Below are 13,930 nucleotides of genomic sequence, written 5' to 3' on the forward strand. Positions count from 1 at the left end.
ACGGCCGTCGCCACGCGCCGAGGTGAGACCCGATGAGCGTAACCGCCACCACGACCACGACGGAGTCCGCCGCGGCGGACAGCCCCGTCTTCGCCGTCCGCAACCTGTGGAAGGTCTTCGGGCCGAAGTGCGAGCGGGTCCCCGGCGACCCGGAGCTGACCGCCCTCGACCCGGCCGAGCTGCGCGAGCGCACCGGCTGCACCGCCGCCGTGCGGGACGTGTCCTTCGAGGTCAACAAGGGCGAGGTCTTCGTCGTCATGGGCCTGTCGGGCTCCGGCAAGTCCACGCTCGTGCGCTGTCTGACCCGCCTCATCGAGCCCACCTCCGGCTCCGTCTCCATCGACGGCGAGGACGTCCTCGCCATGGACAAGGCGCGCCTGCGCGAACTGCGCCGCCACCGCGCGTCCATGGTCTTCCAGCACTTCGGCCTGCTCCCGCACCGCACCGTCCTCGACAACGTCGCCTACGGCCTGGAGATCCAGGGCGTCGGCAAGGCGGAGCGGCGCGAGCGGGCCGCCGAGGTCGTCGCCAAGGTGGGCCTCGAAGGCCTGGAGGCGCGCAAGCCCGGCCAGCTCTCCGGCGGCCAGCAGCAGCGCGTCGGCCTGGCCCGCGCGCTCGCCGCCGACCCCGAAGTCCTGCTCTTCGACGAGCCGTTCAGCGCCCTGGACCCGCTGATCCGCCGCGACATGCAGGAGGAGGTCGTGCGCCTGCACCGCGAGGAGGGCCGCACGATGGTCTTCATCACCCACGACCTCAGCGAGGCCCTCAAGCTCGGCGACCGCATCGCCCTGATGCGCGACGGCCGCGTCGTCCAGCTCGGCACGCCCGAGGAGATCGTCGGCTCCCCGGCCGACGACTACGTCCGCGACTTCGTCCGGGACGTGCCGCGCGAGCAGGTCATGACGGTCCGCAGCGCCATGCGGCCCCTCGACCCCGCTTCCGACCAGGACGAGCGCGGCCCGGCGGTCGCGCCCGACGCCACCGTGTCCGAGGCCATCGAGGCCGTGGCCCGCTCCGGCTTCCCGGCCCGCGTGATGGACGAAGGGCGGTGCCTCGGCGTCGTCGACCAGGAGCACCTGCTCGGCGTGGTCGCGGGCGTGCCGGCGCCGGGCGCCTCCGGCGAGGTGGTCAAGTAATGGCCACTGCCACCGCATCGACTCCCGTACGAGATACCGGCATCGGGGCCCTGCTGCGGCACCGGGCGGCCGGCAAGCTCCTGTTGCTCGCCGTCGTCGCGGCCGTCGCCGTCCCCATCGTCAACGCCAAGTGGGCCTCCGGCGCCTGGCCGGACGCGCTCACCGTCGACCTGTCCGAGCCGCTCGGCAAGGCCAGCGACTGGATCATCGACAACCGCGACAGCCACCCGCTGTTCACCTACTTCCTCGGGCACGTCTCCAACGCCATCGTGCTGTCCGTACGCGGCGTCTACCTGGTGCTGCTCGCCGCGGGCTGGGCGGGCGTGACCGCCGCCGCGGGCGTCATCGCCTGGCGCGTGGCGGGCGTGCGGCTCGCCGCGGTGGCCGCCGCCGCGTTCGGCGTGTGCGGTCTGCTCGGCATGTGGGTGCCGACGATGCAGACGCTCGCCCTGATGACCGTGGCCGTGCTCACCTCCGTGGCCCTCGGCCTGCTGCTCGGCCTCGCCGCCGGACTGAACGACCGGGTCTTCCGGATGATGCGCCCGGTCCTCGACACCATGCAGGTGCTCCCGGCCTTCGCCTACCTGCTGCCGGTCGTCCTCGTCTTCGGCATCGGCGTGCCCGCCGCCGTCCTCGCGACGGTCGTGTACGCGGCACCGCCCATGGCCCGCCTCACCGCGCTCGGCCTGCGCGGCGCCGACGGCGGCGTGATGGAGGCCGTCGCGTCGCTCGGCGCGACCGGCCGCCAGCGCCTGCTCTCCGCGCGCCTGCCGCTGGCCCGCAAGGAGCTCCTGCTCGGCCTCAACCAGACGATCATGATGGCGCTCTCCATGGCCGTCATCGCGTCCGTGATCGGCGCCGGTGGCCTCGGCGACCGCGTCTACCAGGCGCTCGCCTCCGTCGACGTCGGCCAGGCCCTCGCCGCGGGCATCCCCATCGTGCTGCTCGCCGTGGTCCTGGACCGCGTCACGGGCGCGGCGGGCGAACGCCTGGGCGCGCAGACGGAAGACACCTCCGTGTTCCACGGCCGGCGAGGCTGGTCCCTGGCCGCCGCCGTGACCCTCGCCGCCGCGCTCGCGGCCCGGTTCGCCGACCGCCTGGAGTGGCCGACGAGCTGGGTCGTGCAGATCGCCGAGCCCGTGAACACGGCCAAGGACTGGATGGTCGACCACCTCTACACGGGCGTGCCCGTGGTGGGCGGCACCGCCGACTGGTCCGCGCACTTCACCACGTACGTGCTCGACCCCGTGCGCGACGGCCTCCAGGGCCTGCCCTGGTGGTCGCTGCTCCTGATCGTCGCGGCGCTCGCCTGGGTGATCGGCACCTGGCAGACCGCGCTCACGGCCGTCCTCGCGATGGCGGCGATCGGCGTCCTCGACGTGTGGAACGCCTCCCTGGACACGCTGTCGCAGGTCCTCGCGGGCGTCGCGGTGACCCTCGTCCTCGGCTTCGCGATCGGCGTCGCCGCCTCGCGCAGCAGGCGTCTCGAACGCGTCCTGCGCCCCGTCCTCGACGTCTTCCAGACGATGCCGCAGTTCGTGTACCTGATCCCGGTCGTCGCGCTCTTCGGCGTCGGCCGCGCCCCGGCGGTCTTCGCCGCCGTCGTGTACGCGCTGCCCGCCGTCGTCCGCATCACCACGCAGGGCCTGCGCCAGGTCAGCCCCGCCGCGATGGAGTCGGCGAAGTCCCTCGGGGCCACCAACTGGCAGGTCCTGCGCCAGGTCCAGCTCCCGCTGGCCCGTCCGGCGCTGCTCCTCGCCCTCAACCAGGGCGTCGTCCTCGTCCTCGCCGTCGTCGTCATCGGCGGCCTGGTCGGCGGTGGCGCGCTCGGTTACGACGTCCTCGCCGGTCTCGCGCGGGGCGACCTGGCGACCGGTCTGGTGGGCGGCATCGCGATCGTCTGCCTCGGCCTGATGCTCGACCGGGTGACCCAGCCGACGGAACGCCGCGCGAAGAAGGGAGCCTGACATGCGTACGCGTACACGCGTCGGTGCGGCGCTGATCGCGGGCGGGGCCCTGCTCGCCCTCTCCGGCTGCGGCAAGGCCGACATGAGCAAGCAGTCCTCCCCGTACGCGAACGCGGCGGGCGCCAAGACCGTGACGCTGTCCGTGCAGTCCTGGGTGGGCGCACAGGCCGACGTCGCCGTCGCGGAGTACCTGCTCAAGCACGAGCTCGGCTACCGCGTCGACAAGGTCCAGATCGACGAGATCCCGGCCTGGGACGCGCTCAGCCAGGGCCGCGTCGACGCGATCATGGAGGACTGGGGCCACCCGGACCAGGAACAGCGCTACATCAAGGACAAGAAGACCATCGTCCCCGGCGGCGACGTCGGCGTGACCGGCCACATCGGCTGGTACGTCCCCACGTACTTCGCGAAGAAGCACCCCGACGTCACCGACTGGAAGAACCTCAACAAGTACGCGAAGGACTTCCGCACCCCGGAGTCCGGCGGCAAGGGCCAGCTCATGGACGGCTCCCCGTCCTACGTCACCAACGACAAGGCCCTCGTCGAGAACCTCGACCTGGACTACAAGGTCGTCTTCGCGGGCTCCGAGGCGGCCCAGATCACCCAGATCGAACAGTTCGCCAAGCAGCGGAAGCCCTTCCTCACCTACTGGTACAAGCCCCAGTGGCTGTTCGAGAAGGTGCCGATGACGGAGGTGAAGCTGCCCGCGTACAAGGAGGGCTGCGACGCCGACCCCGCGAAGATCAAGTGCGCTTACCCGCACACGCCGCTCCAGAAGTACTTCAACGCGGACTTCGCGAAGAACGGCGGCGACGCAGCGACGTTCCTGAAGCGCTTCAAGTGGTCGGAGGCCGACCAGAACGAGGTCTCCCTGATGATCGCCGACAAGAAGATGTCCCCCGAAGACGCGGCGAAGCGCTGGCTCGCGGATAACGAGTCCAAGTGGAGGGCGTGGCTGCCCCGCGGGTAGCGCCCTGGGGGCTCCGCCCCCAGACCCCCGCTCCTCAAACGCCGGAGGGGCTGGATCTTCCAGCCCGTCCGGCGTTTGAGGACGAGGCGCGGAGCGCCGAAAAGCGGGGGTCCAAGGGGGCGGAGCCCCCTTGTTCGGGAAGGGGCGGGTCTGGGGCGCACCGCGAGGGCTACGCCAGCTCCTTCGCGATGTCGCGCAGGGCCGCCATGGCCTGGTGGTGCAGACCCGGCCCGAAGGTGACACGGGTGGCACCCAGCTTCCCCAGCTCCTGGGGAGAGGGCCCACCCGGCAGCCCGATGACGTTCAGCGGAGCTCCGATGGCCGCGCGGAGCGCGGGCAGCACCTCCACCGGCGCCTTGATGACGTAGACGCAGTCCGCTCCGGCCTCGACGTAGAGCCGGGCCCGCGCCACGGTCTCCTCGAAGTCCGCGACCCCGCGCAGATACGTGTCGACGCGCGCGTTGACGAACAGCTCGCGCCCGGCCACCTCCCGCACCGCCGCGAGGTAGTCCGCCTGCTCCCGCGGGTCCTTGAGGGTGCCCGGCGGCGCGTCCCCGGACCCCCAGGAGTCCTCCAGGTTGCACCCGACGACCCCGGCGTCGAGCAGCCGCCCCACCAGCTTGCGCGCGGGCAGCCCGTACCCGTCCTCGACGTCCGCGCTGACCGGCACGGACACGGCCCGCGCCACCCGCGCGACCGCCTCGAACATCTCGCGCGGCGGCACGGACCCGTCGGCGTGGCCGAGGGCGGCGGCGACGCCCGCGCTGGGCGTGGCGAGCGCGGGGAACCCGGCCTCCTCGAAGACGCGGGCGCTGGCCGCGTCCCACGGCCCGGGCAGGACGAGCGGGTCGCCCGGCGCCCGTCCGTGGTGCAGGGCGCCGAACGCCTCGGCAGTGCACTTGCTCATGGGTGGTGCTCATCCTCTCGGGGCTTCGGGAACGCGCGCCGCGCGCGCGACGTGCCGGTGTTACTCGGCGGGCCGGTGCGCGGTGGAGCCGGGCGTGTAGTGACCGGGCACCATGCGCGTGGTCACGGCGAACCGGTTCCAGCCGTTGATCAGGGTGATCGCGGCGATGAGGTGGGCCAGCTCCGCGTCGTCGAAGTGGCGCGCGGCGCGCTCGTACACCTCGTCCGGGACGAAGCCGTCGGTGAGGACGGTCACGGCCTCCGTCAGCTCGATGGCGGCGATCTCCCGGGCCGTGTAGAAGTGCTTGGACTCCTCCCAGGTGGACAGCTGCACGATCCGCTCGACGCTCTCACCGGCCGCGAGGGCGTCCTTGGTGTGCATGTCGAGGCAGAACGCGCAGTGGTTGATCTGCGAGGCCCGGATCTGTATGAGCTCGAAGAGGACCGGGTCGACACCGCGCTTGGCGGCCGCGGCGAACCGGATCATGGCCTTGTACGCCTCCGGGGCCAGCTCGGCCATGTTGAGGCGGGGCGTGTGCTCGGGCAGCCGGTCCTCGTGGGCGTGGGCGTGGGCGTGGGCGTGGGCGTGCGCGTGCGCGTGCGGGGCGGGGGCGGCGGCCTGCGTGGTGTGCGTCATGGCTTGAACCTACGGGGCGATTAGCCCACCGGTATGGTCCATTCCCATGGAGAAATCTTGGGCCACTTCCGGCGAAGCGGACACCCCGGGCCCCCTGGGCCCCAGCGGGGGCTGGAGCGTGGACCTCCATCTCGACGCGCCCGGCAGGGGCTCCCGCTCCGGGGTGCGCCGCAGCCTCACCGACGCGCTGCGCGCCGCGGTCCGCGGCGGCCGGCTCGCGCCGGGCACGCGCCTGCCGTCGTCCCGTACGCTCGCCGCCGATCTGGGCGTCGCGCGCAACACGGTCGCCGACGCGTACGCGGACCTCGTCGCGGAGGGCTGGCTGACCGCCCGGCAGGGCTCGGGCACCCGGGTCGCCGCCCGTGACGTGCCGCGCCCGGTGGCGCCCGCGCGCCCGCCCCGTACCGGTGGCGCCCCGGTCCACGACCTGACGCCGGGGACGCCGGACATCGCGTCCTTCCCGCGCGGGGAGTGGCTGAAGGCGGCGCGGCGCGCGCTCGCCGCGGCTCCGAACGACGCGCTCGGCTACGGCGATCCGCGCGGCAGGATCGAGCTGCGCACGGCCCTCGCCGCGTATCTCTCCCGGGCCCGGGGCGTGCACGCCGAACCGGACCGGATCGTCGTCGTGCCCGGCTTCGTGCACGGCCTGACGCTGCTCGGCGAGCTGCTCGGCGCGCGCGGCCCGGGGGAGATCGCGGTCGAGTCGTACGGCCTCGATCTGCACTGGGACCGGCTCGAGCGCATGGGCCTGCGCACCCGGCCGCTCGGCCTCGACGAACACGGCACGCGCACCGACGGGTTGGCCGCGCACCGGGCGGTCCTGCTGACGCCCGCCCACCAGTTCCCCATCGGCGTACCGCTGCATCCGGACCGGCGGGCGCAGGCGGTGCAGTGGGCGCGGCGGTCGGACGGGCTGATCCTGGAGGACGACTACGACGGCGAGTTCCGCTACGACCGGCAGGCGGTCGGCGCGCTCCAGGGCCTCGACCCCGACCGGGTGGTGTATCTGGGCACGGCCAGCAAGTCCCTCGCGCCGGGCCTGCGGATCGCGTGGATGGTGCTCCCGGCCGCGCTGGCCTCGGAGGCGGCCGAGCTGAAGGAGCGGGCGGGGGCGTCGGGCGGCGCCATCGACCAGCTGACGCTCGCGGAGTTCCTGACGTCCGGGGCGTACGACCGCCATGTGCGCTCGATGCGGCTGCGCTACCGGCGCCGCCGCGACCAGTTGGTGGCCGCCCTGGCCGAGCGCGCGCCCGAGGTCCGCGTCACCGGCATCGCGGCGGGCCTGCACGCGGTGCTCCAGCTGCCGCCGGGCACCGAGCAACTGGTGGTGCAGTCCGCGAGCTGGCAGCGCCTCGCGGTCCAGGGCCTGTCCCGCTTCCGCCACCCCGGGGCGGCCACGGGCGGCCGGGACGCGCTGGTGGTCGGCTACGGCACGCCCGCCGACCACACCTGGGCCGCGGCCCTGGACGCGCTCTGCCGTTCCCTGCCGTGAGGGCTAGCCCTGCGCGGCCAGCCACTCCTCGAAGGTGGTGGGCATGATGCGGGCGTCCTTGGCGGGCAGCAGTGCGTCGCCCGCCATGTCCGGGCCGAAGAGGCCCGACCAGGTCGGGACGAGCTTCACCGTGCGGCCCTGGGCCTGGTGCGTGCGCCGGGCCATGTCGACCATGTCCTGCGGGTCGGGTCCCGCCACGTCCCGGTGGCGGCCGACGGGCGCGCCGGCCGCGACCTCGGCGAGGACGCCCGCCACGTCCTCGGGCGCGACGGGCTGGAGGAGTAGCGGCGCGACGGTGGCGACGCCGTCCTGCTCGGTCCAGCTCGCGACCATCGCGGCGAAGTCGTGGAACTGCGTGGCCGGGACGATGCTCCACGGCACCGGGCCCCCGGCGACCAGGCGCTCCTGCTCGCGCTTGCCCGCGTAGTGCGCGTTGCCCTCGACGCGGTCCATGCCTGCGATGGACAGCAGGACGTGGTGCTTGACCCCGGCCTTCTCCTCGGCGGCGAGCAGGGTCCGCGTGGTGGTGCCGAAGTACGCGACCGTCTCGGCGGGGTCGCTCGCGGTGCAGTTGGTGGTGTCCACGACCGCGTCCACCCCGGCGAGCGCGGCGTCGAGCCCCTCCCCGGTGGTCAGGTCCACGCCCAGCGAGCGGCTGACGCGCACGACGTCGTGGCCCGCCTTCTCCAGTACGGCGACGGTGCGGGCCCCGATGCTCCCGGTGGCTCCGGCGACGGCGATGCGCATGACGATCTCCCGTGTCTTGTCTGTAGCCCTCTGGCGTTCCTTCGACACCCCAAACGGTATCTCGGACTAAACACATCCGCAATATCCCGGATCCAGGATGTCCGGGATAGACTCACGTCATGAAGCTGCCTGTGAGTACCGAGTGGGTGTTGCACTGCGCCACGTCGCTGGCGCAGCTGGAGCCGGGCGCGACCGCGTCGGCCGGGCAGCTGGCGGGCTACTTCGACGTGCCCCAGGCGTATCTGGCCAAGCAGCTCCAGCCGCTGGTGAAGGCGGGGGTGTTCGCCGCCACGACGGGCCCGAGGGGCGGCTTCCGCCTGGCCCGCCCGGTCGCGGACATCACGCTCCTGGACATCGTCGAGGCGGTCGACGGCGCGGCATCGCCCTACGAATGCCGGGAGATCCGCCAGCAGGGCCGGGGCGCGCTGCCCGCCGAGGAGTGCCGCGCCGTCTGCCTCATCGCGGCGAAGATGGCCACGGCCCACACCGCCTGGCGCACCAGCCTCGCCGCGGTCACCCTGGCCGACCTCCTCGCCGAACTCCCGGAGTGGGCCCCGGAGCGCACCCGGCGCCTCTTGGCGGGCACGGGCTGATCCGCCGCCCCGCCGCGAAGGAGCTGGTCCAGCCCTCGCGGGACGCCCCAGACCCGCCCCTTCCCGTTCCGGGGGCTCCGCCCCCGTACCCCCGCTCCTCAAACGCCGGAGGGGCTAGTTGTGCCGGGGGGCGTGAATCGTTGGATCGCACCACCTCTGCGCGCCACGCACAACTTCTTCGAAGAAGGAAAGTGAGGGAGAGGCGCGCCTGATCGCGAAGGTTCCACGTCGGAAGTGCCGGTCCGCACCCGGCGGCGAAGCGGAAGGGAGCAGGGCGGCCCCCCGCCGCCCCGGCCTCGGGCCGCCCGGACGACTGCACCTCGCGCTGGAGGGGCGGCAGTCAAGGGTGGAGCGCAGCGGAATCGGCGGAGCCGACGCCCGGAGGGCGCCCTTGACTTCCGCCCCGGAGGCGCCATTCTGTGGGCTTCCGGGCGGCCCTGTTCACGAGGGGGCTCACGGGGAGGGCTCCGGGGCTTCGCCGAAGCGGGTCAGGGTCAGGGCTCCCGCCACCGCTACCGCGAAGCCGAGGACGGCCAGCCAGCCGAGGCCTTCGCGGGTGCGGTCGCCGAGCCAGACCACGCCCACCAGGGCGGGCCCGATGGTCTCGCCGATGACCATGCCCGCCGTGGCGGCGGTGACCGAGCCGCGCTGCAAGGCGGACGTAAGGAGCAGGAAGGCGGCGCCGCCGCCGAGCAGGAGCGCGTAGGAGGCGGGGTTGGTGGCGAGCGCCCCCGGCGAGACGTCGTCGACGAGGCGGACGGCCACCTCGACCACGCCGAAGCCGCACCCCGCCCCGAGGCCGAGGACCACGGCCCGCGCCCGGTCCGGCAGGCGCCCGGCCACGGCACCCAGCAGCAGGACGGCCAGGGCGACACCGAGCATCGCGAACCGCAGCTCCGTGGACCCGCCCTTGTCACCCTCGTCACCGGACGCGAGGCCGAGCAGGGCCAGCCCGGCGCAGACGAGACCGACGGCACCCCACTCCGCCCCGCTCAGCCGCACCCGCAGCAGCCGCGCAGCGACCACGGCCGTCACGGCGAGCGAGGCGGCGAGCGCGGCGCCGACGGTGTAGATGGGGAGGGACCGCAGAGCGACGATCTGAAGCAGGAAGCCGAGGCCGTCCAGGGCGAGCCCGGCCAGGTACCGCCACTGCCGCACGGCACGCAGAAGCAGCGCCGGATCGACACCGGACCCCGTGCCCGGCGCGGTCGAGCGCGCCGCGACCGCCTGCAACACCGACGCCGTACCGAAGCAGACCGCAGAACCAAGCGCGCAAATCATCCCAAGGGTCACGAAGCGACTGTAGGGGAGGGGATCACGGGCGCGCAGACGGGAGCCGGTTGTCGGCGCGGAGCAGCGGCTCTCTAGGCTGACCGCCGTTTCACCCAACGACACGTACGACGACACGCACAACGGCACGTACGACGACACGCACAACGACACGGGGGAGTGTCCGTCATGCAGCACCGCCGCGCTCGGCTCCTGGGGCTGCCCGCCCACCAGGACAGCCCCCACCCAGCACAGATCAGGAAGCACAGCGCATGAGTACTCAGCGAGCACCCCGGTACCGCCGCCGCCTCGGCCTCGTGGCCGTCGCGGCCGCCACCGCCGTCACCATGACCGCGTGCGGCGGCTCCGACGACTCCGACAAGGGCAAGGACGGCAAGTCCGGGGCCGAGGCCGCCGAGGCGCCGAAGAACCTCAAGGTCGGCCAGCCGGGCCCGGTGCAGGAGATCACCAAGTACAAGACGACCGGCAAGTTCCTGATCACGCCGACGAAGGTCACCCTCGGCAAGCCCGGGGACCTCAAGGAACTGGACGACGAGAAGAAGTACGGCGGCCAGAAGGTCGCCTGGATCTACGTCAAGGCCAAGCACGTCGGCGGCGAGGCGGTGAAGCAGCCGATCGTGATGACGAACGTCAACGCCGAGACCAACACCGGCGACCCGGCGACGAAGTTCATCCTCATCGGCACCCTCTCCAGCCAGCCCAAGGACTGCGTGGGCAACGACGGCAAGCGGACGCTCGGCCGCGAGGACATCTGGAAGAAGGGCGAGGAGCGCACCGTGTGCGAGCCGTACCTGATCCCCGCCGACGCCACGGTCAAGTCCGTCACCTACTCCCAGGGCTACTACAAGGAGCCCATCAAGTGGGCCCTGCGTTAGGGCCTGTCCGAGGGCTGCCGCACGCAGACCCGGTCCTTCGCGGGCAGCACGCCGCTCGCCAGGTAGGCGTTGACGCGGTCGTCCACGCAGCGGTTGCCGTACTCGCCGTACAGGCCGTGGCGGTGGGCGCCCTTGAGGGTGATCAGCTTCGACGACGGCAGGCGGTGGCGCAGCGCGACGCTCCCCTCGTACGAGGCGCGTGGGTCGCCGGTGGCGGCCACGATCAGCGTCCGGGCGTCGTGCCGCACCTGGGTGGGCCGCTCGCGCGGGCGGTCCCAGAAGGCGCACGGCGTGATGTTGTTGGTCAGCGGCCCGAACAGCGGGTGCCGGGTGCGGGCGCGCTGGATGTCGCGCCAGTAGCGCTCGGGGTCGCGCTGCGCGGCGACGTCCCCGCACAGGATCGCGCTCTGCGCGCTGCCGGAAGCGGAGTCCGCGCCGGTGGTCGCGTACCGCAGCAGCTCGACGAGGTGCTTCGACGGCCGGACCGGCTTCCCTGCGGCGGCGTCGGCGAGCGCGGACACGGTCTCGCCGAACGCCGCGCGGGCCGGGTCCGTGTCGTCCGCGATCCCCTCCACGAGCAGGAACGGCACGTGGGAGTCGTCCACGCGGAAGACGTCGGACCCGGTGCCGAGGGTCAGGCCGCGCGCGGACCGCGCGACGATCCGGTCGACGGTGGCGAGCACCTGGGCGCGGCTGCGGCCCAGTCCGTACGTCGCGTGCCGCCGCGCCGCCCAGGCGGCCCAGCCCGCGAGGGCCCGCTCGTTCTCGGCCTCGGCGCCGCGCAGGAGGCGGGGCTGGTAGCGCGGGGTGTCGAGGGCGCCGTCGAGCACCACGCGGTCGTAGCGGCCGGGGAACATCTGCGTGTAGACGGTGCCGAGATACGTGCCGTACGAGTACCCGAGGTACGACAGCTTCTCCTCTCCGAGGGCGCCCCTGATGACGTCCATGTCGCGGGCGGTGTTGCGCGTGCTGACGTGCGGCAGCACGTCCGCGCCGACGGCACGGCACTTGTCGGCGAGGCCCTTCTGGAGGGCGACTTGCCGCTCGAAGCCCGCGCGGCCGGCCCCGGCGGAGAGCACGGAGGTGCTGACGGGCCAGCCGCAGTCCAGGGGCGTGCTGCGGCCGACGAAACGGGGGTCCATGCCGATGAGGTCGTAGCGCGCGCCGGTCTCCTTCATGGCCTTGCGGATGTCGGGCGGCATGTCGAGGCCTGAGCCGCCGGGCCCGCCGGGGTTGATGAGCAGCGCGCCCAGGCGATGCCGTCGGTCGGTGGCCTTCAGGCGCGAGATCGCGACGCGGATGGTCCGCCCTTCGGGCGCGGCGTAGTCGAGCGGCACGGTGACGCCGGCGCACCGCACCCCCGCCTTGTCGAGGTCCCGTCCCGCCTGGTCGCCGGTCCCCTTGACGCAACTGCCCCAGTCGAGCCGCTGCTGGTAGTAGCGGTCGAGCCCGCCACTCGTCACGGCGCCCGCGTGGGCCGTGGGGGCGGCGAGGGCGAGGGCGGTCACCACCGCGCCGAACGCCACGGCACGTCGTGTGTGCGGCAGTCGCCGCGCGGAGTCGTCCATGCCTCCGACGCTAGAAGCGCCACGGCCCGAACTCACTCCGGCGGGCACCCGGGGCGGGGGTAGAGAAACCTATACCGCCGCCCGGGCCCAGGGGGCAGCCAAGCTCTGGCCGACTGTGATGCGGAGAACAGCTGACCAGAGTGAGGGACAGGAACGCCGGGTGGTCGAGATAGAAGCCCAGGGCCACGTCTCCACCCCACCCCAACCGCTCGGCGGCGGACCGGACGACGCCTGCCACATGCATCGTGTTCCGTGTCCGTTCGGCACCGGAAGCGAAGCGGTGCGCGTACGCGCCCAGCTGCTCTCCGAGCCAGGAAGCGGCCTCCTGCGGGTCGGCCCAGGACCCTCTGACGAGGGTATGGGGCTTGACCAGCCAGTACGCCGTTTCCAGCGGCGGCAGATCGACGACAGGGAACTCGGCCGCCACTTCGCGATACCGGCGCACCAGCTCCGGACGAGCGTCGCCCGGGGGCGGGTCGGGGTGCGGCGGCCGCCGCAGAGCCTCGTCGTCGAAGCGCGCCTTCGGGCCGACCCACAGGTACCCGTGGTGGTGCATGGACGGGGATCAGGCCGACAGACCGAACCGTGCCGGGTCGATACCGGCCGCGTCCAATTCGGCCGTGGTGAACCGCAACGGGGCCTGGTCCGGTCGCTTGTCGTCGCCCAGCGCCCAGACATCGGGGCCGATCCTGGCCAGGGTCACGCACCCTTCGGTGCAGGGGCCGCCGCACGCCGATGCGAAGACCGCGTGGGAGATGTCGAGTGCGTACAGGTCGTGGGCGTCCGCCATGAGGTGCCTCCCGTTCGTCGTACGGCCTTGGGCAGGCCGTCTGCCCTCCACGCTAGGAAGGCAGGGGAGGCAACTCCCAGGAAGTTGCACGTGGTTGCACGAATTCACCCGAGGGCGCTGATGGCCGTCGTGATGCGTGCCCGGGCCTCGGCACCGAGCACCGCGATCTTCGACAGCTCTCCAAAGGCCTTCAGATAGGTGCGGATCTCACCGGGTGCCGTGACGTTGATCTCCGCCGTCAGCGTTTCCACCGCTACTTGCGCGCCGTCGAAGGCGTAGAACGCTTCGAGGGGCCAGACAGTGCGGCGGGCCTGGAACGGAATCACTCCGACGGACACGTTCGGCCGGGCCATCACGGCCAGCAGGTGCCCCAGTTGCCCGGCCATCGCCGCGTCGTCCGCCACGCGGTAGTACAGGACCGCCTCTTCGAGCAGCAGCGCGAAACGGTGATCGCCTGCCTGGACGACGCGGGAGCGGGCGAGGCGGGCCTGCACGGCTTCGTCCACGTCGTCGGGCGTGCCCTGGAAATCGGTGATGGACCGCAGGAGGCCGGTGGCGTACTCGGCGGTCTGGAGCATGCCGGGGATGACGTTCGAGGCGTAGACACGGAAGTGCCGGGTCCGTCGGTACAGCGGCACGGTCTGCTCGTGGACGCGGCGCATCCCGTCGCGGTGCAACTGACGCCACTCCACGTACATGGACTCGGCGTTGTGTGCCGCCGCGACGAGATCGGCGATCTGCTCCTCCGCCCCGCAGGCCGTGCACCACGCCCGGATGTCAGCGGCCGAGGGTGGTGTCTTGCCGCGTGCGATACGCGACGACTTGGACTTGTGCCAGCCGCACTGGACAGCCAGTTCATGGCCGGTGAGACCCGCGCTCCGCATGATGCCGTGGAGACGGGCCGCGACGGCGGCACGTGCCGCGTGGGCGCTGGAGAGCTGGGACGAGGACATGGGACG

General features: G+C 72.8%; 13 protein-coding genes and 1 pseudogene. 6 read left to right on the forward strand and 8 right to left on the reverse strand.

Going from position 1 to position 13,930, the window contains the following annotated elements:
* The first annotated feature begins 32 nt into the window (after positions 1-32).
* Genes MQV74_RS25270 through MQV74_RS25280 form a run of 3 tightly spaced genes read left to right on the forward strand, consistent with a single transcriptional unit; the run spans position 33 to position 4,073 of the window.
* Positions 33-1,136, forward strand: coding sequence for a quaternary amine ABC transporter ATP-binding protein (locus MQV74_RS25270; protein WP_242721423.1), 1,104 nt, complete (start codon positions 33-35; stop codon positions 1,134-1,136).
* Positions 1,136-3,103 carry an ABC transporter permease gene (locus MQV74_RS25275; protein WP_242721427.1) on the forward strand — a complete coding sequence of 656 codons (1,968 nt, stop codon included), beginning with the start codon at positions 1,136-1,138 and terminating at the stop codon, positions 3,101-3,103. The genes MQV74_RS25270 and MQV74_RS25275 overlap by 1 nt, the downstream gene beginning before the upstream one ends.
* Before the next feature lies 1 nt (position 3,104).
* Entirely contained in the window at positions 3,105-4,073 is a 969-nt protein-coding gene (locus MQV74_RS25280) for an ABC transporter substrate-binding protein (RefSeq protein WP_242721430.1), read from the forward strand.
* A 169-nt stretch (positions 4,074-4,242) separates the two neighbouring features.
* Here the strand turns inward: MQV74_RS25280 and MQV74_RS25285 are convergent, their stop codons facing one another.
* Entirely contained in the window at positions 4,243-4,980 is a 738-nt protein-coding gene (locus tag MQV74_RS25285) for an isocitrate lyase/PEP mutase family protein (RefSeq protein WP_242721433.1), read from the reverse strand.
* A gap of 60 nt (positions 4,981-5,040) precedes the next feature.
* Positions 5,041-5,499 carry a carboxymuconolactone decarboxylase family protein gene (locus MQV74_RS25290; protein ID WP_242729110.1) on the reverse strand — a complete coding sequence of 153 codons (459 nt, stop codon included), beginning with the start codon at positions 5,497-5,499 and terminating at the stop codon, positions 5,041-5,043.
* A gap of 163 nt (positions 5,500-5,662) precedes the next feature.
* Here MQV74_RS25290 and pdxR point away from each other — a divergent pair, with 163 nt between their 5' ends.
* Positions 5,663-7,108 (forward strand): MocR-like pyridoxine biosynthesis transcription factor PdxR, encoded by a 1,446-nt coding sequence (gene pdxR / locus MQV74_RS25295; protein ID WP_242721436.1) that lies wholly within the window; start codon positions 5,663-5,665, stop codon positions 7,106-7,108.
* 3 nt (positions 7,109-7,111) lie between these two features.
* Here pdxR and MQV74_RS25300 read toward each other — a convergent pair whose 3' ends face one another.
* On the reverse strand, positions 7,112-7,855 hold the full coding sequence (locus MQV74_RS25300) for an SDR family oxidoreductase (protein WP_242721439.1): 744 nt from the start codon (positions 7,853-7,855) through the stop codon (positions 7,112-7,114).
* Between the two features lie 119 nt (positions 7,856-7,974).
* On the opposite strand from MQV74_RS25300, the gene MQV74_RS25305 reads away from it, so the two are divergent.
* A complete protein-coding gene (locus MQV74_RS25305; protein ID WP_242721442.1) occupies positions 7,975-8,448 on the forward strand; it encodes an RrF2 family transcriptional regulator in 474 nt (157 codons plus the stop codon).
* A 453-nt stretch (positions 8,449-8,901) separates the two neighbouring features.
* Here MQV74_RS25305 and MQV74_RS25310 read toward each other — a convergent pair whose 3' ends face one another.
* On the reverse strand, positions 8,902-9,729 hold the full coding sequence (locus MQV74_RS25310) for a hypothetical protein (protein WP_242729112.1): 828 nt from the start codon (positions 9,727-9,729) through the stop codon (positions 8,902-8,904).
* 260 nt (positions 9,730-9,989) lie between these two features.
* Here MQV74_RS25310 and MQV74_RS25315 point away from each other — a divergent pair, with 260 nt between their 5' ends.
* A complete protein-coding gene (locus tag MQV74_RS25315; RefSeq protein ID WP_242721445.1) occupies positions 9,990-10,613 on the forward strand; it encodes a hypothetical protein in 624 nt (207 codons plus the stop codon).
* Here MQV74_RS25315 and MQV74_RS25320 read toward each other — a convergent pair.
* The 4 genes and pseudogenes from MQV74_RS25320 to MQV74_RS25335 all read right to left on the reverse strand — a co-directional run bounded on the left by MQV74_RS25320 (position 10,610) and on the right by MQV74_RS25335 (position 13,924).
* Positions 10,610-12,181, reverse strand: coding sequence for an alpha/beta hydrolase (locus tag MQV74_RS25320; RefSeq protein WP_242721447.1), 1,572 nt, complete (start codon positions 12,179-12,181; stop codon positions 10,610-10,612). The two genes, MQV74_RS25315 and MQV74_RS25320, sit on opposite strands and share 4 nt — an antisense overlap.
* Positions 12,182-12,269: 88 nt before the next feature.
* Positions 12,270-12,737, reverse strand: a pseudogene (locus MQV74_RS25325) (hypothetical protein); the annotation flags it as partial.
* Positions 12,738-12,746: 9 nt separating this feature from the next.
* A complete protein-coding gene (locus MQV74_RS25330) occupies positions 12,747-12,971 on the reverse strand; it encodes a DUF397 domain-containing protein (RefSeq protein WP_242721450.1) in 225 nt (74 codons plus the stop codon).
* A gap of 104 nt (positions 12,972-13,075) precedes the next feature.
* Positions 13,076-13,924 carry a helix-turn-helix domain-containing protein gene (locus MQV74_RS25335; protein ID WP_242721465.1) on the reverse strand — a complete coding sequence of 283 codons (849 nt, stop codon included), beginning with the start codon at positions 13,922-13,924 and terminating at the stop codon, positions 13,076-13,078.
* Positions 13,925-13,930: the final 6 nt, after the last annotated feature.

The organism is Streptomyces sp. AN091965, from assembly GCF_022698285.1.
GTDB lineage: Bacteria > Actinomycetota > Actinomycetes > Streptomycetales > Streptomycetaceae > Streptomyces.